At 69.4% G+C, this 17,364-nt stretch carries 15 protein-coding genes and 2 pseudogenes; 7 read left to right on the top strand and 10 right to left on the bottom strand.

The window, feature by feature from the left end; all coding sequences use genetic code 11:
• Window positions 1-219: 219 nt before the first annotated feature.
• The gene (locus ACIBTS_RS35205) at window positions 220-558 is read right to left on the bottom strand and encodes a thioredoxin family protein (RefSeq protein ID WP_399324762.1); all 339 of its coding nucleotides are present in this window, start codon (window positions 556-558) and stop codon (window positions 220-222) included.
• 551 nt (window positions 559-1,109) lie between these two features.
• Window positions 1,110-2,249, bottom strand: coding sequence for a helix-turn-helix domain-containing protein (locus ACIBTS_RS35200; protein ID WP_399324761.1), 1,140 nt, complete (start codon window positions 2,247-2,249; stop codon window positions 1,110-1,112).
• Between the two features lie 87 nt (window positions 2,250-2,336).
• On the opposite strand from ACIBTS_RS35200, the gene ACIBTS_RS35195 reads away from it, so the two are divergent.
• The 3 genes from ACIBTS_RS35195 to ACIBTS_RS35185 all read left to right on the top strand — a co-directional run bounded on the left by ACIBTS_RS35195 (window position 2,337) and on the right by ACIBTS_RS35185 (window position 5,281).
• Entirely contained in the window at window positions 2,337-3,392 is a 1,056-nt protein-coding gene (locus ACIBTS_RS35195) for a ferredoxin reductase (protein ID WP_319673663.1), read from the top strand.
• 7 nt (window positions 3,393-3,399) lie between these two features.
• On the top strand, window positions 3,400-4,518 hold the full coding sequence (locus ACIBTS_RS35190) for a fatty acid desaturase family protein (RefSeq protein ID WP_399324760.1): 1,119 nt from the start codon (window positions 3,400-3,402) through the stop codon (window positions 4,516-4,518).
• A 493-nt stretch (window positions 4,519-5,011) separates the two neighbouring features.
• Window positions 5,012-5,281: a hypothetical protein gene (locus ACIBTS_RS35185; RefSeq protein WP_399324759.1), complete on the top strand. Its 270-nt coding sequence runs from the start codon at window positions 5,012-5,014 to the stop codon at window positions 5,279-5,281.
• Window positions 5,282-5,671: 390 nt separating this feature from the next.
• Here the strand turns inward: ACIBTS_RS35185 and ACIBTS_RS35180 are convergent, their stop codons facing one another.
• Window positions 5,672-6,238 carry a TetR/AcrR family transcriptional regulator gene (locus ACIBTS_RS35180; protein ID WP_399324758.1) on the bottom strand — a complete coding sequence of 189 codons (567 nt, stop codon included), beginning with the start codon at window positions 6,236-6,238 and terminating at the stop codon, window positions 5,672-5,674.
• A gap of 148 nt (window positions 6,239-6,386) precedes the next feature.
• Here ACIBTS_RS35180 and ACIBTS_RS35175 point away from each other — a divergent pair, with 148 nt between their 5' ends.
• From ACIBTS_RS35175 to ACIBTS_RS35165, 3 genes are all read left to right on the top strand, one after another.
• Entirely contained in the window at window positions 6,387-7,856 is a 1,470-nt protein-coding gene (locus ACIBTS_RS35175) for an MFS transporter (RefSeq protein ID WP_399324757.1), read from the top strand.
• A gap of 854 nt (window positions 7,857-8,710) precedes the next feature.
• Window positions 8,711-9,184, top strand: a complete 474-nt coding sequence (locus ACIBTS_RS35170; protein WP_399324756.1) for a hypothetical protein — start codon at window positions 8,711-8,713, stop codon at window positions 9,182-9,184.
• 278 nt (window positions 9,185-9,462) lie between these two features.
• The gene (locus ACIBTS_RS35165) at window positions 9,463-11,475 is read left to right on the top strand and encodes an NB-ARC domain-containing protein (protein WP_399324755.1); all 2,013 of its coding nucleotides are present in this window, start codon (window positions 9,463-9,465) and stop codon (window positions 11,473-11,475) included.
• 48 nt (window positions 11,476-11,523) lie between these two features.
• Here ACIBTS_RS35165 and ACIBTS_RS35160 read toward each other — a convergent pair whose 3' ends face one another.
• From ACIBTS_RS35160 to ACIBTS_RS35150, 3 genes are all read right to left on the bottom strand, one after another.
• Window positions 11,524-13,701: a hypothetical protein gene (locus tag ACIBTS_RS35160; protein ID WP_399324754.1), complete on the bottom strand. Its 2,178-nt coding sequence runs from the start codon at window positions 13,699-13,701 to the stop codon at window positions 11,524-11,526.
• Between the two features lie 50 nt (window positions 13,702-13,751).
• The gene (locus tag ACIBTS_RS35155; protein ID WP_399324753.1) at window positions 13,752-14,012 is read right to left on the bottom strand and encodes a trypco2 family protein; all 261 of its coding nucleotides are present in this window, start codon (window positions 14,010-14,012) and stop codon (window positions 13,752-13,754) included.
• A 219-nt stretch (window positions 14,013-14,231) separates the two neighbouring features.
• On the bottom strand, window positions 14,232-14,699 hold the full coding sequence (locus ACIBTS_RS35150; RefSeq protein ID WP_399324752.1) for a zinc-binding dehydrogenase: 468 nt from the start codon (window positions 14,697-14,699) through the stop codon (window positions 14,232-14,234).
• On the opposite strand from ACIBTS_RS35150, the pseudogene ACIBTS_RS35145 reads away from it, so the two are divergent.
• A pseudogene (locus ACIBTS_RS35145) lies at window positions 14,674-14,949 on the top strand (helix-turn-helix domain-containing protein); the annotation flags it as partial. The gene ACIBTS_RS35150 and the pseudogene ACIBTS_RS35145 sit on opposite strands and share 26 nt — an antisense overlap.
• Window positions 14,950-15,351: 402 nt before the next feature.
• Here ACIBTS_RS35145 and ACIBTS_RS35140 read toward each other — a convergent pair.
• The 4 genes and pseudogenes from ACIBTS_RS35140 to ACIBTS_RS35125 all read right to left on the bottom strand — a co-directional run bounded on the left by ACIBTS_RS35140 (window position 15,352) and on the right by ACIBTS_RS35125 (window position 17,345).
• Window positions 15,352-15,618, bottom strand: coding sequence for a metal-sensitive transcriptional regulator (locus ACIBTS_RS35140; RefSeq protein ID WP_327731253.1), 267 nt, complete (start codon window positions 15,616-15,618; stop codon window positions 15,352-15,354).
• A 95-nt stretch (window positions 15,619-15,713) separates the two neighbouring features.
• Complete coding sequence (locus ACIBTS_RS35135) at window positions 15,714-16,247, bottom strand: MMPL family transporter (RefSeq protein ID WP_399324765.1); 534 nt, start codon at window positions 16,245-16,247, stop codon at window positions 15,714-15,716.
• A 106-nt stretch (window positions 16,248-16,353) separates the two neighbouring features.
• Window positions 16,354-16,833, bottom strand: a pseudogene (locus ACIBTS_RS35130) (MMPL family transporter); the annotation flags it as partial.
• On the bottom strand, window positions 16,770-17,345 hold the full coding sequence (locus ACIBTS_RS35125; protein ID WP_399324751.1) for a hypothetical protein: 576 nt from the start codon (window positions 17,343-17,345) through the stop codon (window positions 16,770-16,772). The pseudogene ACIBTS_RS35130 and the gene ACIBTS_RS35125, both read right to left, overlap by 64 nt.
• Window positions 17,346-17,364 lie beyond the last annotated feature (19 nt).

Raw genomic sequence — 17,364 nt, 5'->3', positions numbered from 1 at the left:
GTACGCGGACGACCCTCCGCCTTGCGATGCACCGCACCAGACGCCGCGGGCCCCGCCCTCCGGGCGGACGACGCTACTTTCGAAACACGCCCTAGACGCGACAGCGCTGGAAGGCGTTATGTGATCTGTGGGGGTGTCTCAGCCCCAAGGTGTCTCAGGCGGCGTAGCTCCCACAGGCGAAACGTGACGGGCGTCGCGGCCGCGTGCCGCAGCGGCCGCTCAGAGGTGGCCGTCCAGGAACTTCCGTACCTCGGCGATGGTCATAGGCCCCGTGCCGTGCGCCACCGCCTCTCCCTCCTTCAGCAGGACGTAGGACGGGGCTCCGGTGATCCCGTATCGCTCGGTTGCGGCCGGACAACGCGTGATGTCGGCGCGGACGGCCGTCAGGCGGCCCGTGTAGTCGTCGGCGATGTCACCCACGACGAGGTCCATCACCCGGCAGGGCTCGATTGCCTTGGGCCATGTCCCGGTGAAGTATGCGAGGACCGGAACTCCGCTCATCTTGAGGATGAAATCGAACTCGGCGTCCTCACGAGGCCGGTGAACCCGATTCGCCATGGAAGCTCCTGACCTCACGTTCCGTCATTCCCTCCCTATCATCCCTCGCGCGGTGTGCCAGACCGGCCCTGTCGGTCGTCCGGTTGACCTGTCGGAAGGGAGGCACGGGGCCGTCGCAGAACCACGGCGGTCCCCGGCGCGAGCGGCCCGGCCCCCGCCCCTGGTGACCCGGCCTGGCCGCCCCGCCGGTCACCCAGCTGCAGCCCGCCGCGCGCCCCTGGGTCAGTCCGTGCCGGGACAGCGCCCTCCACGACGACATGAAAGCCGCTTTCCAGGGCATAGCGGCCCAGATCACCGACCAGATGCTCGATGAGCGCGTCGACGAGGGGGCCGGTGCGCATCGTCCACCGGATCCAGTCGAGCCGTATCCGCCACCGCGCTTCTCAGAGACAGCGCCCCCGACGGACTTCCCGCGGCCTTGGTCTTCATATCAACCCCCGGTCTCAGCTGGCCAATACTGCTCTTCCCCGGGCCGCATGAGCCAGCTGATCGCACCGAGAACGAGGCACGAACCTCGGACCGCTCGCGGACGCGGTCGGTCGAAGTATGCGTCAGCCGGCCCGAAGACCGACCGCCAGCGTCAGTTCAAGGACCCGGTGTGGCGATGCGAGATCCGGAAACAGCTCCCGCAGCTGCGACATCCGGTACCGGACTGTCTGGGGATGGACGAACAGCGCCGCCGCCACCTCGTCCCGCCTGCCCTGGTGCAGCAGCCACGCCCGCAACGTCTCCTCCAGCCGCCGTGCGGTCGCGACAGGCAACGTCCGCAACGGTGCGAGGGCTCGGGCACGCAGGTCTGCGAACGCGTCCACGTCGGCGCTCAGCACCAGCTCGGGCAGGTGGTCCTCGGTGTCGCGGATATCGGAGGAGAGGGAGCGCGCGCGTGCGGCTCGTGCGTACGAGGCGGACGCACGAGTCCATGGCCGGGCCGGGCCGACCACGGCGGTGCGGTCGGTCAGCTGCCGCAAGAGATGTGACCGGTCGGCATCGGGGACGAGCAGCACGCCGAAGGCGTCCGGCAGATCGTCGAGGACGAGGGTGCTCGGGTCGAGCGCGCGGTAGGCAGGCCGGGCCTGGGCGGCGGGCAACAGGACCGCGGTCAGCGAAACCGGAGGCTGCCACCCGGCCCGTTGAGCAGAGGCCAGCAGTACGTCCGGGCTCGCGCCGGCGAGGAGGTCGCGGGCCAGGTGTTCCAGGTGGCGCTCCTGGGCCCTGCCCCGGGCGGCCAGTTCGTCGGCGTGGCCCGCTGCGCTCGCGGCGGAGAGCTCGTCGATGTAGGCGAAGGTCAGCTCGGCGAACTTGGCGACCTCGGCGGCGGGCAGACCTGCGGGTACGGCACCCGCAGCCAGGCATCGCCAGGCCACGCGGGCGCCGACGCGGTAGGCGCTGAGCAGGGCGTCCATCGAACGGCCGTCGCGCACCTCGCCGCGGCCCAGCTCGTAGGCTGCGTCACCGGCGTCGCCGCCTGTGGCGTTCCCGCTCGCGAGGTCCAGGTAGTGCCCCAGGGCGGTGCGGACGGCTCGGCGGATGGTGGCGCCCATGTGGCCCGAAAGAGCGTTGGCGTAGGGAGGGACCTCGTCGATGATCGCCTGGACGACCTCGTCGGCGGTCGACTTCAGCTCGGCCCGCAGTGCGGTGACCGTCGTCTCATCCAGGGCCAGTTCGCTGGCCCTCCGGATTGCATGGCTCACGTGTTTGTTCCCTGCGAACAATTCAGCCGACCAGATTTACGTCCTGCGGTCAGGACTTTACGCCTTGAGGCACAGCAAGCTGGAGCCATGACGAGTACAGCCCTCCGCAGCAGGGCGTGGAAACTGCTGGAGATGGTCACGACGCCGCTGCTGCCGTCGGACTACCTCGACCTGGTCAGCCCGCTGCGCGCGGGCGCTGACCTGCGGGGGCGCATCGAGGCCGTGCACCCCGAGACGGGTGACGCCGCGACCATCGTGATCAGGCCGGGACGGGGCTGGCGCGGGCACACGGCCGGTCAGTACGTGCGGATCGGGGTCGACGTCGACGGGGTGCGCCTGTGGCGTGCCTACTCCGTCACCTCGCCGACAAACCGCCAGGACGGCCGCGTCACGATCACCGTGAAGGCGATCCCGGACGGCAAGGTCAGCAACCATTTGGTCCGCAGGGCGAAACCGGGCACGCTGATCCAGCTCGACCAGGCGACCGGTGACTTCGTGCTGCCGCAGGCCAAGCCCGCCAAGGTGCTCTACCTGACGGCCGGCAGTGGCATCACGCCCGTGATGGGCATGCTGCGCGACATCGAGTTCGACGACGTCGTCATGGTCCACTCCGCGCCACAGCCACAAGACGTGATCTTCCGCAACGAGCTGCACGACCTGGTCGCGAACAAGAAGCTGCGGCTCACCGAACTGCACACCGCCACGGACGGCATGCTCGACATGGCCCGTCTCGACGAACTCGTGCCCGACTGGGCCGAGCGCGAGACCTGGGCTTGCGGGCCCGCGGGCCTGCTCGACGCCGCCGAAGCGCACTGGAGCGAACACGGCGTCCAAGATCGCCTGCACACCGAACGCTTCCGCCCCGGCATCGTCGTCGCCGGTGACGGCGGCGAGGTCACGTTCAGCGCCACCGGCAAGACCGTCGACGCGGACGGCGCCACGCCGTTGCTGGACATCGGCGAGGAGGCCGGCGTGCTCATGCCCTCCGGGTGCCGCATGGGCATCTGCTTCGGCTGCGTCACGCCGCTCAAGGCGGGCGCCGTTCGCGACCTGCGCACCGGCGAGATCACCGAGGCCGAGCCGGGCGTCCTCATCCAGACCTGCGTGTCCGCCGCGGCGGGCCCCTGCGACATCGAACGGTAGGAGCACCTTGACCGCCATCGACCCCACCGCCCACCTGACCGCGGAGCAGATCGAGGAGCTCGGCCGCGAGCTGGACGCGATCCGCGACGAGGTGATCGCCGGCCGCGGCGAGAAAGACGCCGCCTACATCCGTAAGGTCATCTCGGCGCAGCGCAAGCTCGAGCTGGTCAGCCGAGGCGTGCTGCTGTTCTCGATCTTCCCGCCCGCGTGGCTGCTCGGCACCGCCGGTCTGTCCGTGGCGAAGATCATGGACAACATGGAGATCGGCCACAACATCCTGCACGGCCAGTGGGACTGGATGCGAGACCCGAAGATCCACTCCACCACCTGGGAATGGGATCACGTCTCGCCGGCCGACCAGTGGAAGCACTCGCACAATGAGCTGCACCACACGTACACCAACGTGATCGGCAAGGACAACGACCTCGGCTACGGCATCATGCGCGTCGACGAGGACCAGAAGTGGCACCCGTTCCACCTCGGCCAGCCGCTGTGGAACTTCATCAACGCCTGCTTCTTCGAGTACGGCATCGCAGCGTACGACCTGGAGCTCGGCAAGAACCTGCACAAGCGCCGCCGGGGGAACCCGGAGTTCCGCGCGCGGGCCAGGGCCGTGGGCCGCAAGATCCGCAAGCAGGTGCTCAAGGACTACGTGATCCACCCGCTGCTGTCGGGCCCGTCGTTCCTCACCACGCTCGCCGCCACGTTCACCGCGAACCTCATCCGCAACATCTGGTCCCACTCGGTGATCATGTGCGGGCACTTCCCCGAGGGAGTGCAGGTCTTCGAGCGCCGGTCGATCAAGGGCGAGACGCGCGGCCAGTGGTACCTGCGCCAGATGATGGGCTCGGCGAACATCAGCGGCAGCAGAGCCATGCACTTCATGACCGGCAACCTGTCGCACCAGATCGAGCACCACCTGTTCCCGGACCTGCCGAGCAACCGGTACGCCGAGGTCGCGGTGAAGGTGCGCGCGCTGTTCGAGAAGTATGAGCTGGAGTACGTCACCGGACCGCTGCCCAAGCAGGTGTTCTCCGCGTGGCACAAGGTCTTCCGGCTCTCGCTGCCGAACAAGAAGCCCACGGTCAAGACGCCGGACCGCGAGCAGGAGCTCGTCGCCGCCTGACTCCCGGCATTGGTTCAGATCTCTAGGCCGTACCGGCGGCACCGCCGGATTCGCTGAGATCCGTTGCGGACGGCGGGCGACCGCGACATCACACCGTACGACACGGGACCCGGGCAGCCCGGTGTCCGCCTGCGCTGCCTGGACGTGCGCCAGGAGCTCAGCACACAGCCACCGGCGACGTGTTGTAGTGCGCTGACCTGCCGTGGTCGGGTCGGCAGTCGGGTGCGTACGCGCACTCGGTTTGCTGACGGGCGGGCTGAGTGGAAGGCATGGGCTGTGACGCGGACACTGCCGGAACCGATGCTCGCCGCCCCTGTGTCCGGCCCTGCGCTGTCCTTCGACAGCGAAGTTGGTCGTGCGCAGCGCGCTGACCTGCGTCGACTGGGTTGGATGTCAGCACGGCGGTCGATAGCGTGGATCATTGGGTCGAAGGGGATGCTGGATGCGGATGATGCATGACATCTGCCGTGGGTTGGCTCTGGACGCTGCCCACGTGTCCGCGTCAGCCGCTGCGTCGGGGGATCGCCAGAACCTCTGGGACGCGATCGACAACCCCGCAGGGGACGCCGCCATCGCCCGCCGTGCCGAGGACACGCGGCACCGCCAAGCGCAGGCAGCCGAGAGCGAGGCTCGGCGTCCGGTGTGCACCGGCTGCGGGACCAAGTTCACCGACGACCGGTGGAAGGCCGGTGTCGCCGTCGACTGGGGCCGCGGGGTACAGCCCCCCGCACCTGTGCGACGACTGCAAGACCCGGGCTTTTGAAGCGGAGCGGCAGGCCGAACAAGCCGAACGCGAGCGCCAGGAGCAGGAGCGCCAGGAGGCGGAAGCGGCGCAGGACTCGAAGGCTGGCGGCCGGCTCGGACGCCGGCGCAGCTGACCCCGGCAAGCACCAACTGACCGCGCACAACCAGCAGCTGCTTTACGCCCTGTCGCAGCCCGACTCCCCGGTCCGGGCGTTGCCGACCCAGCCACATCCAGGCCGTAGCCACTGAGTCGCTGTCCACGTCCGGTGCAGGTGATGGCTTCGCCGCAAAGCACAGAGCCGACCAGCGGGACGAAAGGCGTACTCGGTCATTCACCGCCCGCGGACTCCGAGGCCGGCCCGCCCTGCGGGAGGAACCATCCGTGGTCAGATACGGAACCGGGTTGAGGTCACAGCAATCGGTCGACCAGCCCGTCGATGTAGTCCGGGGTGAGCGGGACCATGCCGAACAAGACGCGGATATACATCGGGGCCAGGATGTGGTCCAGCACGTCGAACACGTCGGGTGCGTGCTCGCCACGGTCGCGGGCGCGGTCGAGCATGGACTGCAGTTGCCGGGTGCGTTCGGCGCGGAGGTCGGCACCAGCCTGCAGGCCCTGCTGACCGCTGCTCGACAGGGCGACGGCTAGGTGCAGCACCGCCGGTCCGTCGGGTCCGGTGATCTCGCGGGCCACTTGGGCCGCGTAAGTGTGCAGGTCGCCGGCCAGGCTCCCGGTGTCGGGCATCGGCGACTGCGCGTTGAGGCGGGTGAGTGCAACGTCGGTGAGCAGGGTTTCCAGGTTGCCCCACCGGCGGTAAATGCTGCTGTCGGCTACGCCTGCGCGGGCTGCGACCTCGCCGACGGTGAAGTTGCCGTAGCCGCGCTCGCTGATCAACTCGGTGACTGCCTGGTGCACCTGCACGCCGACGCGGGCGCTGCGCCCGCCGGGCCGCCGGGCTCGCTGTTTCTCGTTCACGCCCCCACATTAACGCAGTCGGAACTTGCGTTTACGGCTCAAGTCCTCTTACAGTCACCTAACGCAGTCACGACTGCTTTAGTGTCCTCGGTGTATCGCCATCTGCGTCGACCGTGGCCGGGCGCAACTAACGGATTGAGGGGGACCCATGGCTGCATCGCATGCGACCGTAGGCAGTCGATCAAGCCGGACCGTGCTGCTCACGGTGACCTGCCTGGGCCAGTTCATGGTCCTGCTCGACAACACGATTGTTGGCGCGGCGCTGCCCGATATGCAGCACCGGCTGCACACTCAGTTGACCGGTCTGCAGTGGATCGTCGACGCGTACGTACTGCTGGTCGCCATGCTGCTGCTGTCCGGCGGTGTCTTCGCCGACCGGTTCGGCCGCAAGCGGGTGTACCTGACCGGCGTGGCGGTGTTCACCGCCGCGTCGGTGGTGTGCGCCCTCGCGCCCTCGCTCGGCTGGCTGATCGTCGGCCGGGTGCTGCAGGGCATCGGGGCCGCGGCACTGAGCCCTGCCTCGCTCGCCCTGCTCGCCGCCGCCCATCCCGTGCCGCAAGAACGTATCAAGGCGATCGGGCTGTGGGCCGGCTTCAGCGGAATCGGTCTGGCCGCAGGCCCCGTGGCCGGCGGCGTGCTGACAGACGCCTTCGGCTGGCCCGCCATCTTCCTGGTCAATCTGCCCATCGGCGTGGTCCTTCTGCTGGTCGGTCTGCGCAGCCTTGAAGAGACCAGCAATCCGGGCGCCCCCGCGATCGACATCCCGGGCACGATGCTGTCCGTCCTGGGGGTGGGGGCGCTGACCTACGGGCTGATCGAGGGTGGTGCCCGCGGCTGGACGTCGCCGGTGATCCTGGGCAGCTTCGCCGCCGCGGTGATCCTCCTCGCCTCCTTCGCCGCCGTCGAAGCGCGTCGTTCCGCTCCGATGCTGCCGCTGCGGCTGTTCCGGCAGCGCCTGTTCACCGTGTCCAACACCGCCATGACCGTGGTGGGGTTCGCGCTCATGGGTTCGTCGTTCTTCTTCTCCCAGTTCTTCGTGTACGTACAGGGCAGCTCGATCCTCCGCGCCGGCCTGCAGACCCTGCCGGTGTCCCTCGCCATGGTGATCGTCAGCCCGTACGCGGCTCGGCTCGCCGCCCGGTACGGCTTCCGCGTCGTGGTTACCACCGGCCTGGCCCTGGCCGGCCTGGGACTGGTGGCGCTCGGCATGGTGGACGCCGACACCGGCTACGCGAACGTGTGGTGGCGGCTGGGAGTTGTCGGCATCGGCTTCGCCCTGACCATGTCCCCACTGACGGGAGCCGCCATCCAGGCGGTCAGCCTGCAGGAAGGCGGCCTCGCGTCAGGCATCAGCAGCACCACCCGGCAGATCGGCGCGGTGCTCGGCGTGGCGGTACTCGGAGCCGTCGTCCGCTGCCGGCAATCCGGCGGCGCCTCGCTCGAGACCGGCCTCAACAGCGCCTTCGTCGCCGCCGGCAGCGTCACTTTGGCCACCGCCGTGTTCACCGGTCTGTGGCTGGCGGGGTCCAAACCCGCGGAAGGCTCCGCGGCGCCGCAACGTTCCACTGATCCAGGTGCGGTCACCACCTCGAACGAGGCATCTGTGAACAGCCGTTGACCATGACAACTCCTTGGCCGGGAGAAGCGGCTGCGCGCCGAAGCGTCGACATCACCATGCCGCTGCCGAGGACCCCTGGACGAACGCTACTTCCAGGTCACCGACCCCGGCGGCGTGATCGTCCAGTTCATCGAGTAGGTCACCCCGCCCCTCCCCGAGAACACCTGAAGCCCCACCGGGCCGGCGTGATCCGCCCCCGGCCCGGCGACGCCCCACCAGGGCCGCGTGCGACATCCAGTTCGGCGGCCGGTGGGCCGGCACGCGGTCTTCTCCTGGCGGCCGGTCACGGCCTCGCTCGCGCCGTATGCGCTTTCTGCCCCGCCCCTGGCCACAGGATCCGCGTACGTATGGGTTCAACACGCTGCACTTGACAGGGAACAGGCGCGATCGGTGTACAGCTTGGTGAAGAGTTGATGCCCGCACCCACCCAGCCAAACGCCGCACCAGTAGGTCTGGCCGGCGTGATGGGCCCCGGAGTCGTCGAGCTCCATCGCTTCCATCGGAAGGACCGCAGGGAGCTCGGAATCGGCGTGGGCGATCACTGCGGTCTGCACTCGGCCTCTGTCCAGGGCCATGCAACCTCCAGCCGTACTGGAGCCGAGATCCGCCTCCGGTCGGCGCCCCGCCACACTGCTGGGCGCCCAACTGATTGACGGTACGTTCGGCGAGCCGGCCTGGGACCACGAGGCCCGTAAGCTGCCCGGACCGGTTGCCCGGGCAAACGGGACCCGGCTCCGCATCGGTGCTGTCTGGTCCGTGCGAATCCTTTGTGAAGAAACCACCCGGTGTCGAGGAGCGCGCCGGGGTTAAGATCAACGACATCTTTGGTGATCAGCACGGAAGGGGGATGGCGCGTGCTGCCTGAGGCTTTGACGGTGCTGGCAGCCACCGGGGGAACCGCGGTGGTGCAAGCAGCCGGTACGGATGCCTGGGAGGGGTTCCGTCGACGGGTGGCGGTGTGGTTCGGGCGCGGGGACGCTGAGCGGGAGTCCGGTGAGCTGGCGCGTCTGGACCAGACTGCGGCTGATCTGGCGGCGGAGGACGGAGTGGCGGCCGAGCGGATTCGCATCCGTCAGGAGGCGTGGTGGCAGGCCCGTTTCGAGGGCCTTCTGGAGGGCCTCGCGCAGGACGAACGCGACCGTGCGGTCGCGGAGTTGCAGTCGCTGCTGGACGCAGCCAGCGCGTCCAGGGCAGTGGTCGGGGACGGCGGACTGGCCGTCGGCCGGGACCTGAACGTCAGCGCCGACAATGGCTCGGTCGCCGCAGGGGTGATCAACGGAGGTGTACAGCTGAGCCCCCCTCCACCGCCGGTTTCGTCCCAGGGCTGAGCGAACCGGCTGACGACCCCAGCCCGCGCCCCTCCTCCGCTTCCTCCACCGCGTCAGCGCCGCACGTCGTCCAGGCCAGTCACCACGGCGTGGCCGTCGGGCACGCCGATCAGGTTTCGTACTACGGCAATGCCCGTCCTCCCGCGTCGTGGCCGCTTCTCGTGGGAGTCGTTCCAGCTGCGGTGCGCTGCTTTCAGCCACGCCGAGAACTCGACGAGGGAACGGGGCTCAGAGGGCCGGCGGACACTGGGGACGCGTCGGACGCCGTGCGTTGCACGGTGCTCGTCGGCACTGCGGGTGTCGGCAAGACACAGCAGGCCGCCCGGATCGCGCGCGCGGCCTGGCGGGATGAGCAGGTCGACCTGCTCGTGTGGGTCACAGCCACCGACCGCAACGCAGTCGTCGCCGGATACGCCCGCGCCATGGCCGAGATCACCGGGACCGATGCGGCCACCGGCTCGGGCACGTCCGCAGCCGAACACGCGGCGCAGGCGTTCCTCGCCTGGCTGCGGCCCGACGCCGAGGGTGCGCAGCGCCGCTGGCTGATCGTCCTTGACCATGTGGCCGACCCTGATGATCTGCAGGGTTTGTGGCCGCCCGATCACCCGGACGGCCAGCTCCTGGTCACCACACGGCGCCGAGACGTCGCCCAGCCAGGGCTGAACCGCCTGGTGGTCCCCGTGGCGGACTTCAGGCCCCACGAGGCGACGGCCTATCTCTCGGAAGTGCTGGCCGAGTACGGGCATCCGGGCACTGCGGCCGATGAACTCGCCGTCCTCGCAAGGACGCTGAGGTATCTGCCGCTGGCCCTGTCGCAGGCGGCTGCGCAGCTGGCCGGCGCGGGGCTGGGCTTGGCGGCGTATGTCCGCCTGCTGGAGGAGTACGACCTGCTCGGTGGGCCCGACGAGTGGGGCGAGGTCCGACCTCGCTGTGGGCAGCCGCTCGCCGAACTCGTGCCCAGACATGGCGCGTTGCCCGACGGCCAGAACGCAGCCGTGCCCGAGGCATGGCGGTCGTCGCTGGACCAGGCCGACCGGATGCCCTCTGGCGACCTGGCCCGTCCCCTGCTGGAGCTGGCTTCCCTGCTGCCTGCCGAGGGGATACCCGAATCCGTCTTCACCAACTCCGCTGCCGCGGAGTACCTCCAAGAGCACCGCACCACTGCGGCGTCCGGCCAGACGCTGCGGGCGGACGAGGTGCACAGTGCGCTCCGCCTGATGGACCGTCTGGGGATCACCGACTACACACCAGGCGACCCGTACCGTGCGGTGCGTGTACACCCAGTACTCCAGCGCGCGACGCGCGAGGCACTGTCCGTCGGCCGGATACGCAACCTCACCTGGAAAGTCGCCTCGGCACTGGTGAAGGCAGCCGACGCTCAGAAAGAGGTCCCCGGTTTCGCCCCAGTACTCGTCGACGCCGTCGAGGTGCTCCGCGGGCACGCCGACTCGGCCCTCTGGTCGGGCATGCCCTACCCCAGACCCGAGGAATTTTCCGGCCTCTGGGGCAACGGCCCGAGCCCGACCGACCATGAGCTGCTCTACCGCGTCGGTGAGGTGCTGGGGACGACCGGCCAGGCGCAGGCAGCCGTCGCCTATTTCGAGCGGCTGGCCGACGCGGCACTTCACCACCAAGGCCCCTACTCTCCGGGCCTCGAATTCGCCCGCCTCCGTCAGGCCCACTGGCAGGGCGAGTCCGGCGACGCAGCCGGGGCTGTGGCGGGGTATGAAGCAATCCTCGACCAGCAGAGCCGCTTCTTCGGACCTCACCACAAGCGCACACTCGACACCCGGGCCGCCCTGGGCCGCTGGCGCGGCGCCGCGGGTGACGCGGCCGGCGCGGTAGCCGCATACACCGAACTCCTGTCCTTGCTGCAGCAGCACTCGTTCCCGGACTCTGCCGCTGTCCTCGACACCCGAGCAGAACTCGCGCGCTGGCAGGGTGAGTCGGGAGACTCGTACGGAGCAGCGATGGCGTGCGAAGCACTCCTGGCCGATCTGATCCGCGTACTGGGCCAGCACGGCGGCCTCCGGCATCCGAAGGAGACACTTTCGGGGCCATACCGGAGCGGCCTGGAAGACCTGACCGCGCTCTCCAACTGGTTGAAGGTGTTCGACGCCCACCACAGCCATGCCCACTGGCGCGGCCGGGCCGGAGACCCCGCCGGGGCCGCGACCTCCCTCACGTATCTGCTGAACCAGCAGATACAGATCCTTGGCCCCGACCATCCCCGAATCCTGGCCACACGTGAAGAGCTGGCCTACTGGGAGGAACGCGCCCGGATCCGGTGAGCCTGCCGTCAACGGCCATCGCTGGTCATGGCTGCCGTCAGCCTGCGGTCACGGCCTGCCGCAGCCGGCGGTGATGAATGTCGTGCTGAGCCTGTTGGACTGCTCGATCAGGGCGTTGGCGAGGCGTGGCAGTCGGTTCGGATCCCCCGCTGGAAGGTTGCGCGTGCGGTTGGTGAGCATGGTCGTGGCCGTTGCCACCCACCCCGCGAGGCGCTGGGTCGAGGCCGGAACCCAACTGATGAGTCGTTCGAGCTCGTCCAGCACGAGCTTCTCGCCGGTGATGCATTCAAGTGCCGCCAGGAGTGGGCCGGGATGCTCGGTCTGGATGGCGACGTCGATGTGTTGTGGAACGAACCGCGTCCCGTTCCGCACGCAGAGGCCGGTCAGATGGTCGTCCAGTCGACCACGGACGTCGGGGTGGGCTGCGGCCCGGCTGTAGACGGTCAGCAGCTGCGCGGCCTGCAGGTCGTCCGCGCCCTGCACCAGGCTTTCTGCCAGGTCTGGGTCCTTCTCGAGTCGCAGCCCGACAAACCGTTCGGCCAGCCGGTCGGGATAGAGGGTTCCCCACAGGCGGTCGGCGTCCAGCGAGGGGAAGATCGCCGCCAGCCAGAGCGCGACCGCTTCTCGCCGGTCGCGCGGCAGCTCGGCCAGTCTGTCCACGCGCCGCAGCGTTCCGTCGGCCTGCCTGCCGTCGGCGGCACCGACGAGCAGGGCAGCGGTGACCGCCTCGTGAAGGGTGGCTTCGAGTATCCCCGTCACCCCTTCGGAACTGGCCGTTCGGGCCCAGTAGCGGGTCTCGTGGTTGAGCAGTCGTTCTTCCACACTCGGGCGCGGCGCCGTGTTGTGGGAATCGGGCTTCTCTGCCTCGTCGAGCAGGTCCGCGAGCGCCGTCATCTGCAGGGTCAGCGCGTTGCCCAGTGCCTCGCGGGTGAGCTCGGGTACCGGGAGCCCGGCGGCCAGCTTCGTCCAGCCGTGGTTCTCGTAGCCCTCGACCAGAGGAAGGCTGTCGGCGAAGGCCTGCATGGCATCCTGATAGGCCTTCACCCGGTCCGGTGGGTCGGGATCGAGCGGGGGGAGAGCGACGTCCTGGGTGCCTACCAGGTAGCTCTCGGTGATGCTGGTGAGGTTCTTCGCCCGGCTCCACCAGTCACCGGCCGTTCGGGCCAGCAGGAGCATCTTGAACGGGGTGCCGCCACCGTGCTCGGCGGCGGCCTCCACGAGTCCGGCGATCTGATCTGTGCGTGCCTCTGCGTAGTCGACGACGATCAGCAGTGGCTTGGCGGCATGTCTCAGGCCTCGGATCTCCTGGGCTGTGGCTCCGGCACGCAGCCACAGCACTGCCCAGCTCTTCTCGGCGAGAGTGCCGGCGAGATGGCGGGTGACTCTGGTCTTGCCCTGGCCGCCGGGCCCGTGCAGCAGCCAGGCGCCGAACCCGCTCAGGTCGCACCAGGTCTCCAACTGGTTCATCAGGTCGACTCGGCCGTGGAACGGAACGGTCTGCCGATCCGCGGTGAGAAGCGCCGCAGGCGAAGCCGGCCCCTTGTTGAGGGCGGGCTCCACGGCGGCCAGGTCCTGGAACTCCACTGCTTCCAGCTGCTGTGGTCCCGCATCGTGAGCCGCCAGTGCCTCACGGAGCGTCTTGTCGTGATGCAGCACATAGGACGGGACGATCTTCAACGCCGCATGCGCGGAGTGTGCCGCCTCCGCGAGGACCACGCCGGTCAGCAGCCGGTCGCAGAACATCGCAGCGCCCGACAGGCCTCCCCATGGTGAGGTGGTGCCGGACGGCCAGCTCGGCGGGTAGGCCGACAGGTCCATGACGTAGCGGTTGTGGACGTAGCCACTGCCGGGGTTGAGGTGACCGCGCTGGTGACTGACGTCGATGGCCGTGCGGCGCTTCTGGACCAGGTCGGGCACACCCCAGGTCTCGCATTCCCGGCCCGGTCGCATGGTCGCGAGTCGACCCCAGCGCACGTCCGGTCCCGGCGGCGGCCGCCAGCCGCTGTCGGTCACTACGACCAGGGCGGCGTCGTCGATGTCGCCCGGTGTCCCGCACCACACGGTCTCGCCCGTGTACTCCCGTTCGATGCCCTGGTGGAAGACCTTCACCCGGGCGCCCTTTCGGGCCACGACGTGCGCTGATGTCAGGACGAGCCGTGGCCCCACCACGTACCCCGATCCCGGCCCAGCCGTCCCGGTGACCGCCACCAGTCTCGCCTCGTTCACCGCTACCCCGAACCCGCTGAGCCGACCAAATCCCTGTCACCGACGCACCGTCAGTGCGGCACATGGCGGGTGGTGCGGCCCGGTCCGTCGGCACGTTCCGTCGATCCTTTGATCAGCAGGTCCTCACCGCTTGCGCTCTTCGGCGTCAGCGTGAACGTGACCCTGTGCGTCCGGCCCCGGGAGACTCCAGCCTCCGTCTTCGCGGAGACCGCCCACAAACGGAAGCCGCCCGTGGCCTTGACATCGGCCCGCAGCTCGACCTGGAACTCCATCTCGACGGGCCCCACCGCGAACTGGATCTCCTGGTCCACCCCCCCCGCGCAGCCGCTGCCAGCAGCTCGTCGCGCACCGCCGCCACGGCGTCCACCAGAGGAATGTCCATCCGCCCCACCCCGACTCTGACACTGCATCACATCGCTTGCTCGTCAGCTTAGAAGCCCGAGCCGGTGCCTCGCCGCGCAATCCACGAATCGCTGCCGCACACCGGCCTGGTGCCAACGAGCGGCAGCACAGGCTCTGGGCCTGCATCGTCAGCAGCGGACTCGCCCCGTCAGCTTGACGCGCTGGCGCGTGCGCCAGCGGTGCTCCATCAGCACGATCTTGCCCGTGGTGCGGTTGGTCTCTCCGAGGGCGTGGGCCTGGGCGGCCTCGGAGAGGGGGAAGACAGCCTCGACGTGGGCGCGCAGGGTGCCGGCTTCGACGAGGTCGGCGATGGCCCGCGTGCCGGCGTGGTCGGCCTCGACGAGGAGACCCTCGACGCGGATGCCGCGCCCGGCGCCGTCCGCCGCAACCTGGGGGTCGCCGCCCAGGAGCGAGACGAGGGTGCCGCCCGGGCGCAGGACATCGAGCAAGCGGGCCAGCGTGTCCCCGGCGATCGGGTCGAGGACGATGTCGACGTCCTTGACGGCCTCGGTGAGGTCGACCGTCCGGTAGTCGATGACCTCGTCGGCTCCGAGGGAGATGGCCGACGCCGCCGACCTTGCGGGCCACTCCCACATGAGCCTGCGCGCCTTAGCCTGCTGCTTGGCCGAGGAGGTGGGCATGAGCCCGGCACGGTGGCTGATCCAGCAGCGCGTCGTCCGGGCCCGTCACCTCCTGGAGACCACCGACCTGCCGGTGGACGAGATCGCCGGCCAGGTCGGCTTCGCCGCCGACACATCGCTACGACAGCATCTCCACGCCGCCATCGGCGTCTCCCCGCTCGCCTGCCGACGCACGTTCCGTGGCCCTGTGGCACCTCACAGCTGAGCATCGCCGTACGTGCCGCTCTCGAAGGCGCCGATGAACCGGCGTGCCTCTAGAGATCAGTCACGGACCGCGAGCGAAAGCCACCCTCGGAAGTGCGGATCGCCGGCGATGTCGAGTGCCGTGGCGGTGTCGGCACAGGTCCGGGTCCGGGTCCCTTCGGTGATGCTGCTGTTTGCTTTCCGTATCAGGACGCCAGATGCCAGTGGGTCCCGAGCAGCCCGGTGCCGGCTCGGGACGCTCTGCGCTACCTGCCGGAGGTCGTGGACGAGGCCCGGTTCAGCGGGCGCCGGGAGGCGCGACGAACGGATCGACCGGGCGTTGAGCGCATCACGCCGCGGCGCCGTCGGCGGTCGGCTCTGCACAACGGACGGACTCATGGTCGTGATGCACGGCCGAGAGGTGTCAGGCGAGGGCGAGGAAGAGTTTTTCGAGTTCGGCTTCGCTCATCGGGGGTGCGTCCTCGTCGGCGGCGGTCATGCACTGGCGCATGCCACTGGCGACGATTTTGAAGCCGGCGCGGTCCAGGGCGCGGGAGACTGCGGCGAGCTGAGTGACGACGTCCTTGCAGTCGCGGCCTGCCTCGATCATGGCGATGACGCCGGCGAGCTGCCCCTGGGCGCGACGGAGGCGGTTGAGAACGGCGGTGCTGGCTTCCTCGTCGACTTTCACGGGCGGCTCCTCCGAGTGAGTTCCTTGCGGTCGATGGTACCCCCTGGGGTATCGGTGGCCCCGGTCGGGACCGGGGCCACCGGGGCGGGGAGCGGTCAGTCGTGGGAGAAACGGATATCGGGCAGGACCTTGCGCAGGCATGCGGGGCTCCACCATGCGGCACGGCCGGTGACGCGGGGCAGGGCGGGGAGCAGAACGAGTCGGATGAGGAAGGCGTCGAGGAGAACGGCGGTGCCGAGGACGATGCCCATCTCCTTGGGCGGGAGCGGCTTGGCCAGGGCGAAGGTGAAGAAGACGGCGACCATGACGCCCGCTGCCGCGAAGATGACGCGGCCGGAGTGGGCGAGGGTGGCGGTCATGGCCTGACGGGGGTCGCCTGTGCGCTCGAAGTGCTCCTTGGCGGAGGAGAGCAGGAAGACGGTGTAGTCCATGGCGATGGCGAAGATCACCGCGAAGAAGAAGACCGGACCCCAGCCGTCCAGGAATCCCTGCGGGTCGAAGCCGAGCAGCCCGGAGCAGTGGCCGTCCTGGAAGATCAGCCGGGCGACGCCGAAGGCTGCGGCGGTGGCGAGGAGATTGGTGAGCACCCCGAGGGCCGCGATCAGCGGGGCCTGGAGGGCGATGAGCAGCAGGACGAAGCTGGTCGGCGCGGGTCCCGGGCAGGGCGAGCTTGTTGACGCGCGGGCCCAGCTTGCCGAGGACGGCGGGCAGCAGAGTCAGGGTCGCGGCGAGCACGAAGACGACGGAGAGCATGATGCCGACGGCCATGGTGCGGACCGCCGGGGCGGGCACGAGCATCACGGCGGACAGGCTGACGAGCACGGTCAGTCCGGACGGCAGCACGGCCTTGCCTGCGGTGTCCATGGTCTCCTCCACCGCGCGGCGCGGGTCGCCGTGGCGGGCGAGGGCGCCGCGGAAGCGGATGACGAGGAAGAGCGCGTAGCCGATATCGAGAGCCAGGGCGAACATCAGGGCGAAGTCCATGGCCCAGATGGAGATCGGTGTGACATGGCTGATCAGGACCAACGAGCCCACGGAGGCGGCCGGCCCGGCCATGGTGAGCAGCAGGGGCAGGCCGACGGCGACGAGCGAGCCGAAGGCGATCACGAGTACGACCAGGGTGACCGGCCAGGAAAGGATCTCGGCGTGGATCATCGCGTCCAGGTTGGCGGTGTTGAAGTCGCTCCACATGACCGACGCTCCGGTGGCCCGCACGGCGATGCCGTCGGTGGACAACGTGCGCAGCGGATCCTTGAGGTCATCGGAGGCCCGCACCATGTCGTCCGGGTTGGCCTTGGCGCGCCCAGCAGTACGGCGGTCCTGCCGTCCCGGCTGATCGTCGCCCCGGCCCGGGGCTGGACGACCTCGGAGATCCGGTCGTCGGCGGTCAGTAGCTTGGTCGCGTTGGCGAGCACGGTCTGCACGGCGGGGTCGGTGACCGGCCGGTCGGCGTGGACGACGACCTGGATCGCGGTGGAGCCGGTGCCGCCGAAGTGCCGCTGGGCCAGCTCACGGACCGCGACCGACTCCGAGCCGTTGCTCTGCCAGCCCGCACCGGACAGCGCCGTGGTCACCTGCGGCGCGAAGACACCGAGCACGGCGACCACGATCACCCACCCCGCCAGCACGGTCCTGAAGCGGCTCGCCGTCCAGTCGCCGAGGCGCCCCAGCGGGCCGGGTGGGGAAGGTGGTGCTCCGGTCTTCGGGGCGTGGTCGACGATCGTCATAAAGTCCTCCTGGGATACC

This window comes from Streptomyces sp. NPDC050121 (genome assembly GCF_044460385.1).
GTDB classification, from domain to species: Bacteria; Actinomycetota; Actinomycetes; order Streptomycetales; family Streptomycetaceae; genus Streptomyces; species Streptomyces soliscabiei.
Note: the sequence above shows the minus strand (reverse complement) of the source record. Positions and strands in the feature narration are given on the sequence as shown.

Excerpts from the sequence above, each read along its gene's own strand:
- ACIBTS_RS35205 (WP_399324762.1), bottom strand. The coding sequence starts at position 558 with ATGGCGAATCGGGTTCACCGGCCTCGTGAGGACGCCGAGTTCGATTTC.
- ACIBTS_RS35195 (WP_319673663.1), top strand. The coding sequence starts at position 2,337 with ATGACGAGTACAGCCCTCCGCAGCAGGGCGTGGAAACTGCTGGAGATG.
- ACIBTS_RS35175 (WP_399324757.1), top strand. The coding sequence starts at position 6,387 with ATGGCTGCATCGCATGCGACCGTAGGCAGTCGATCAAGCCGGACCGTG.
- ACIBTS_RS35150 (WP_399324752.1), bottom strand. The coding sequence starts at position 14,699 with ATGTGGGAGTGGCCCGCAAGGTCGGCGGCGTCGGCCATCTCCCTCGGA.
- ACIBTS_RS35125 (WP_399324751.1), bottom strand. The coding sequence starts at position 17,345 with ATGACGATCGTCGACCACGCCCCGAAGACCGGAGCACCACCTTCCCCA.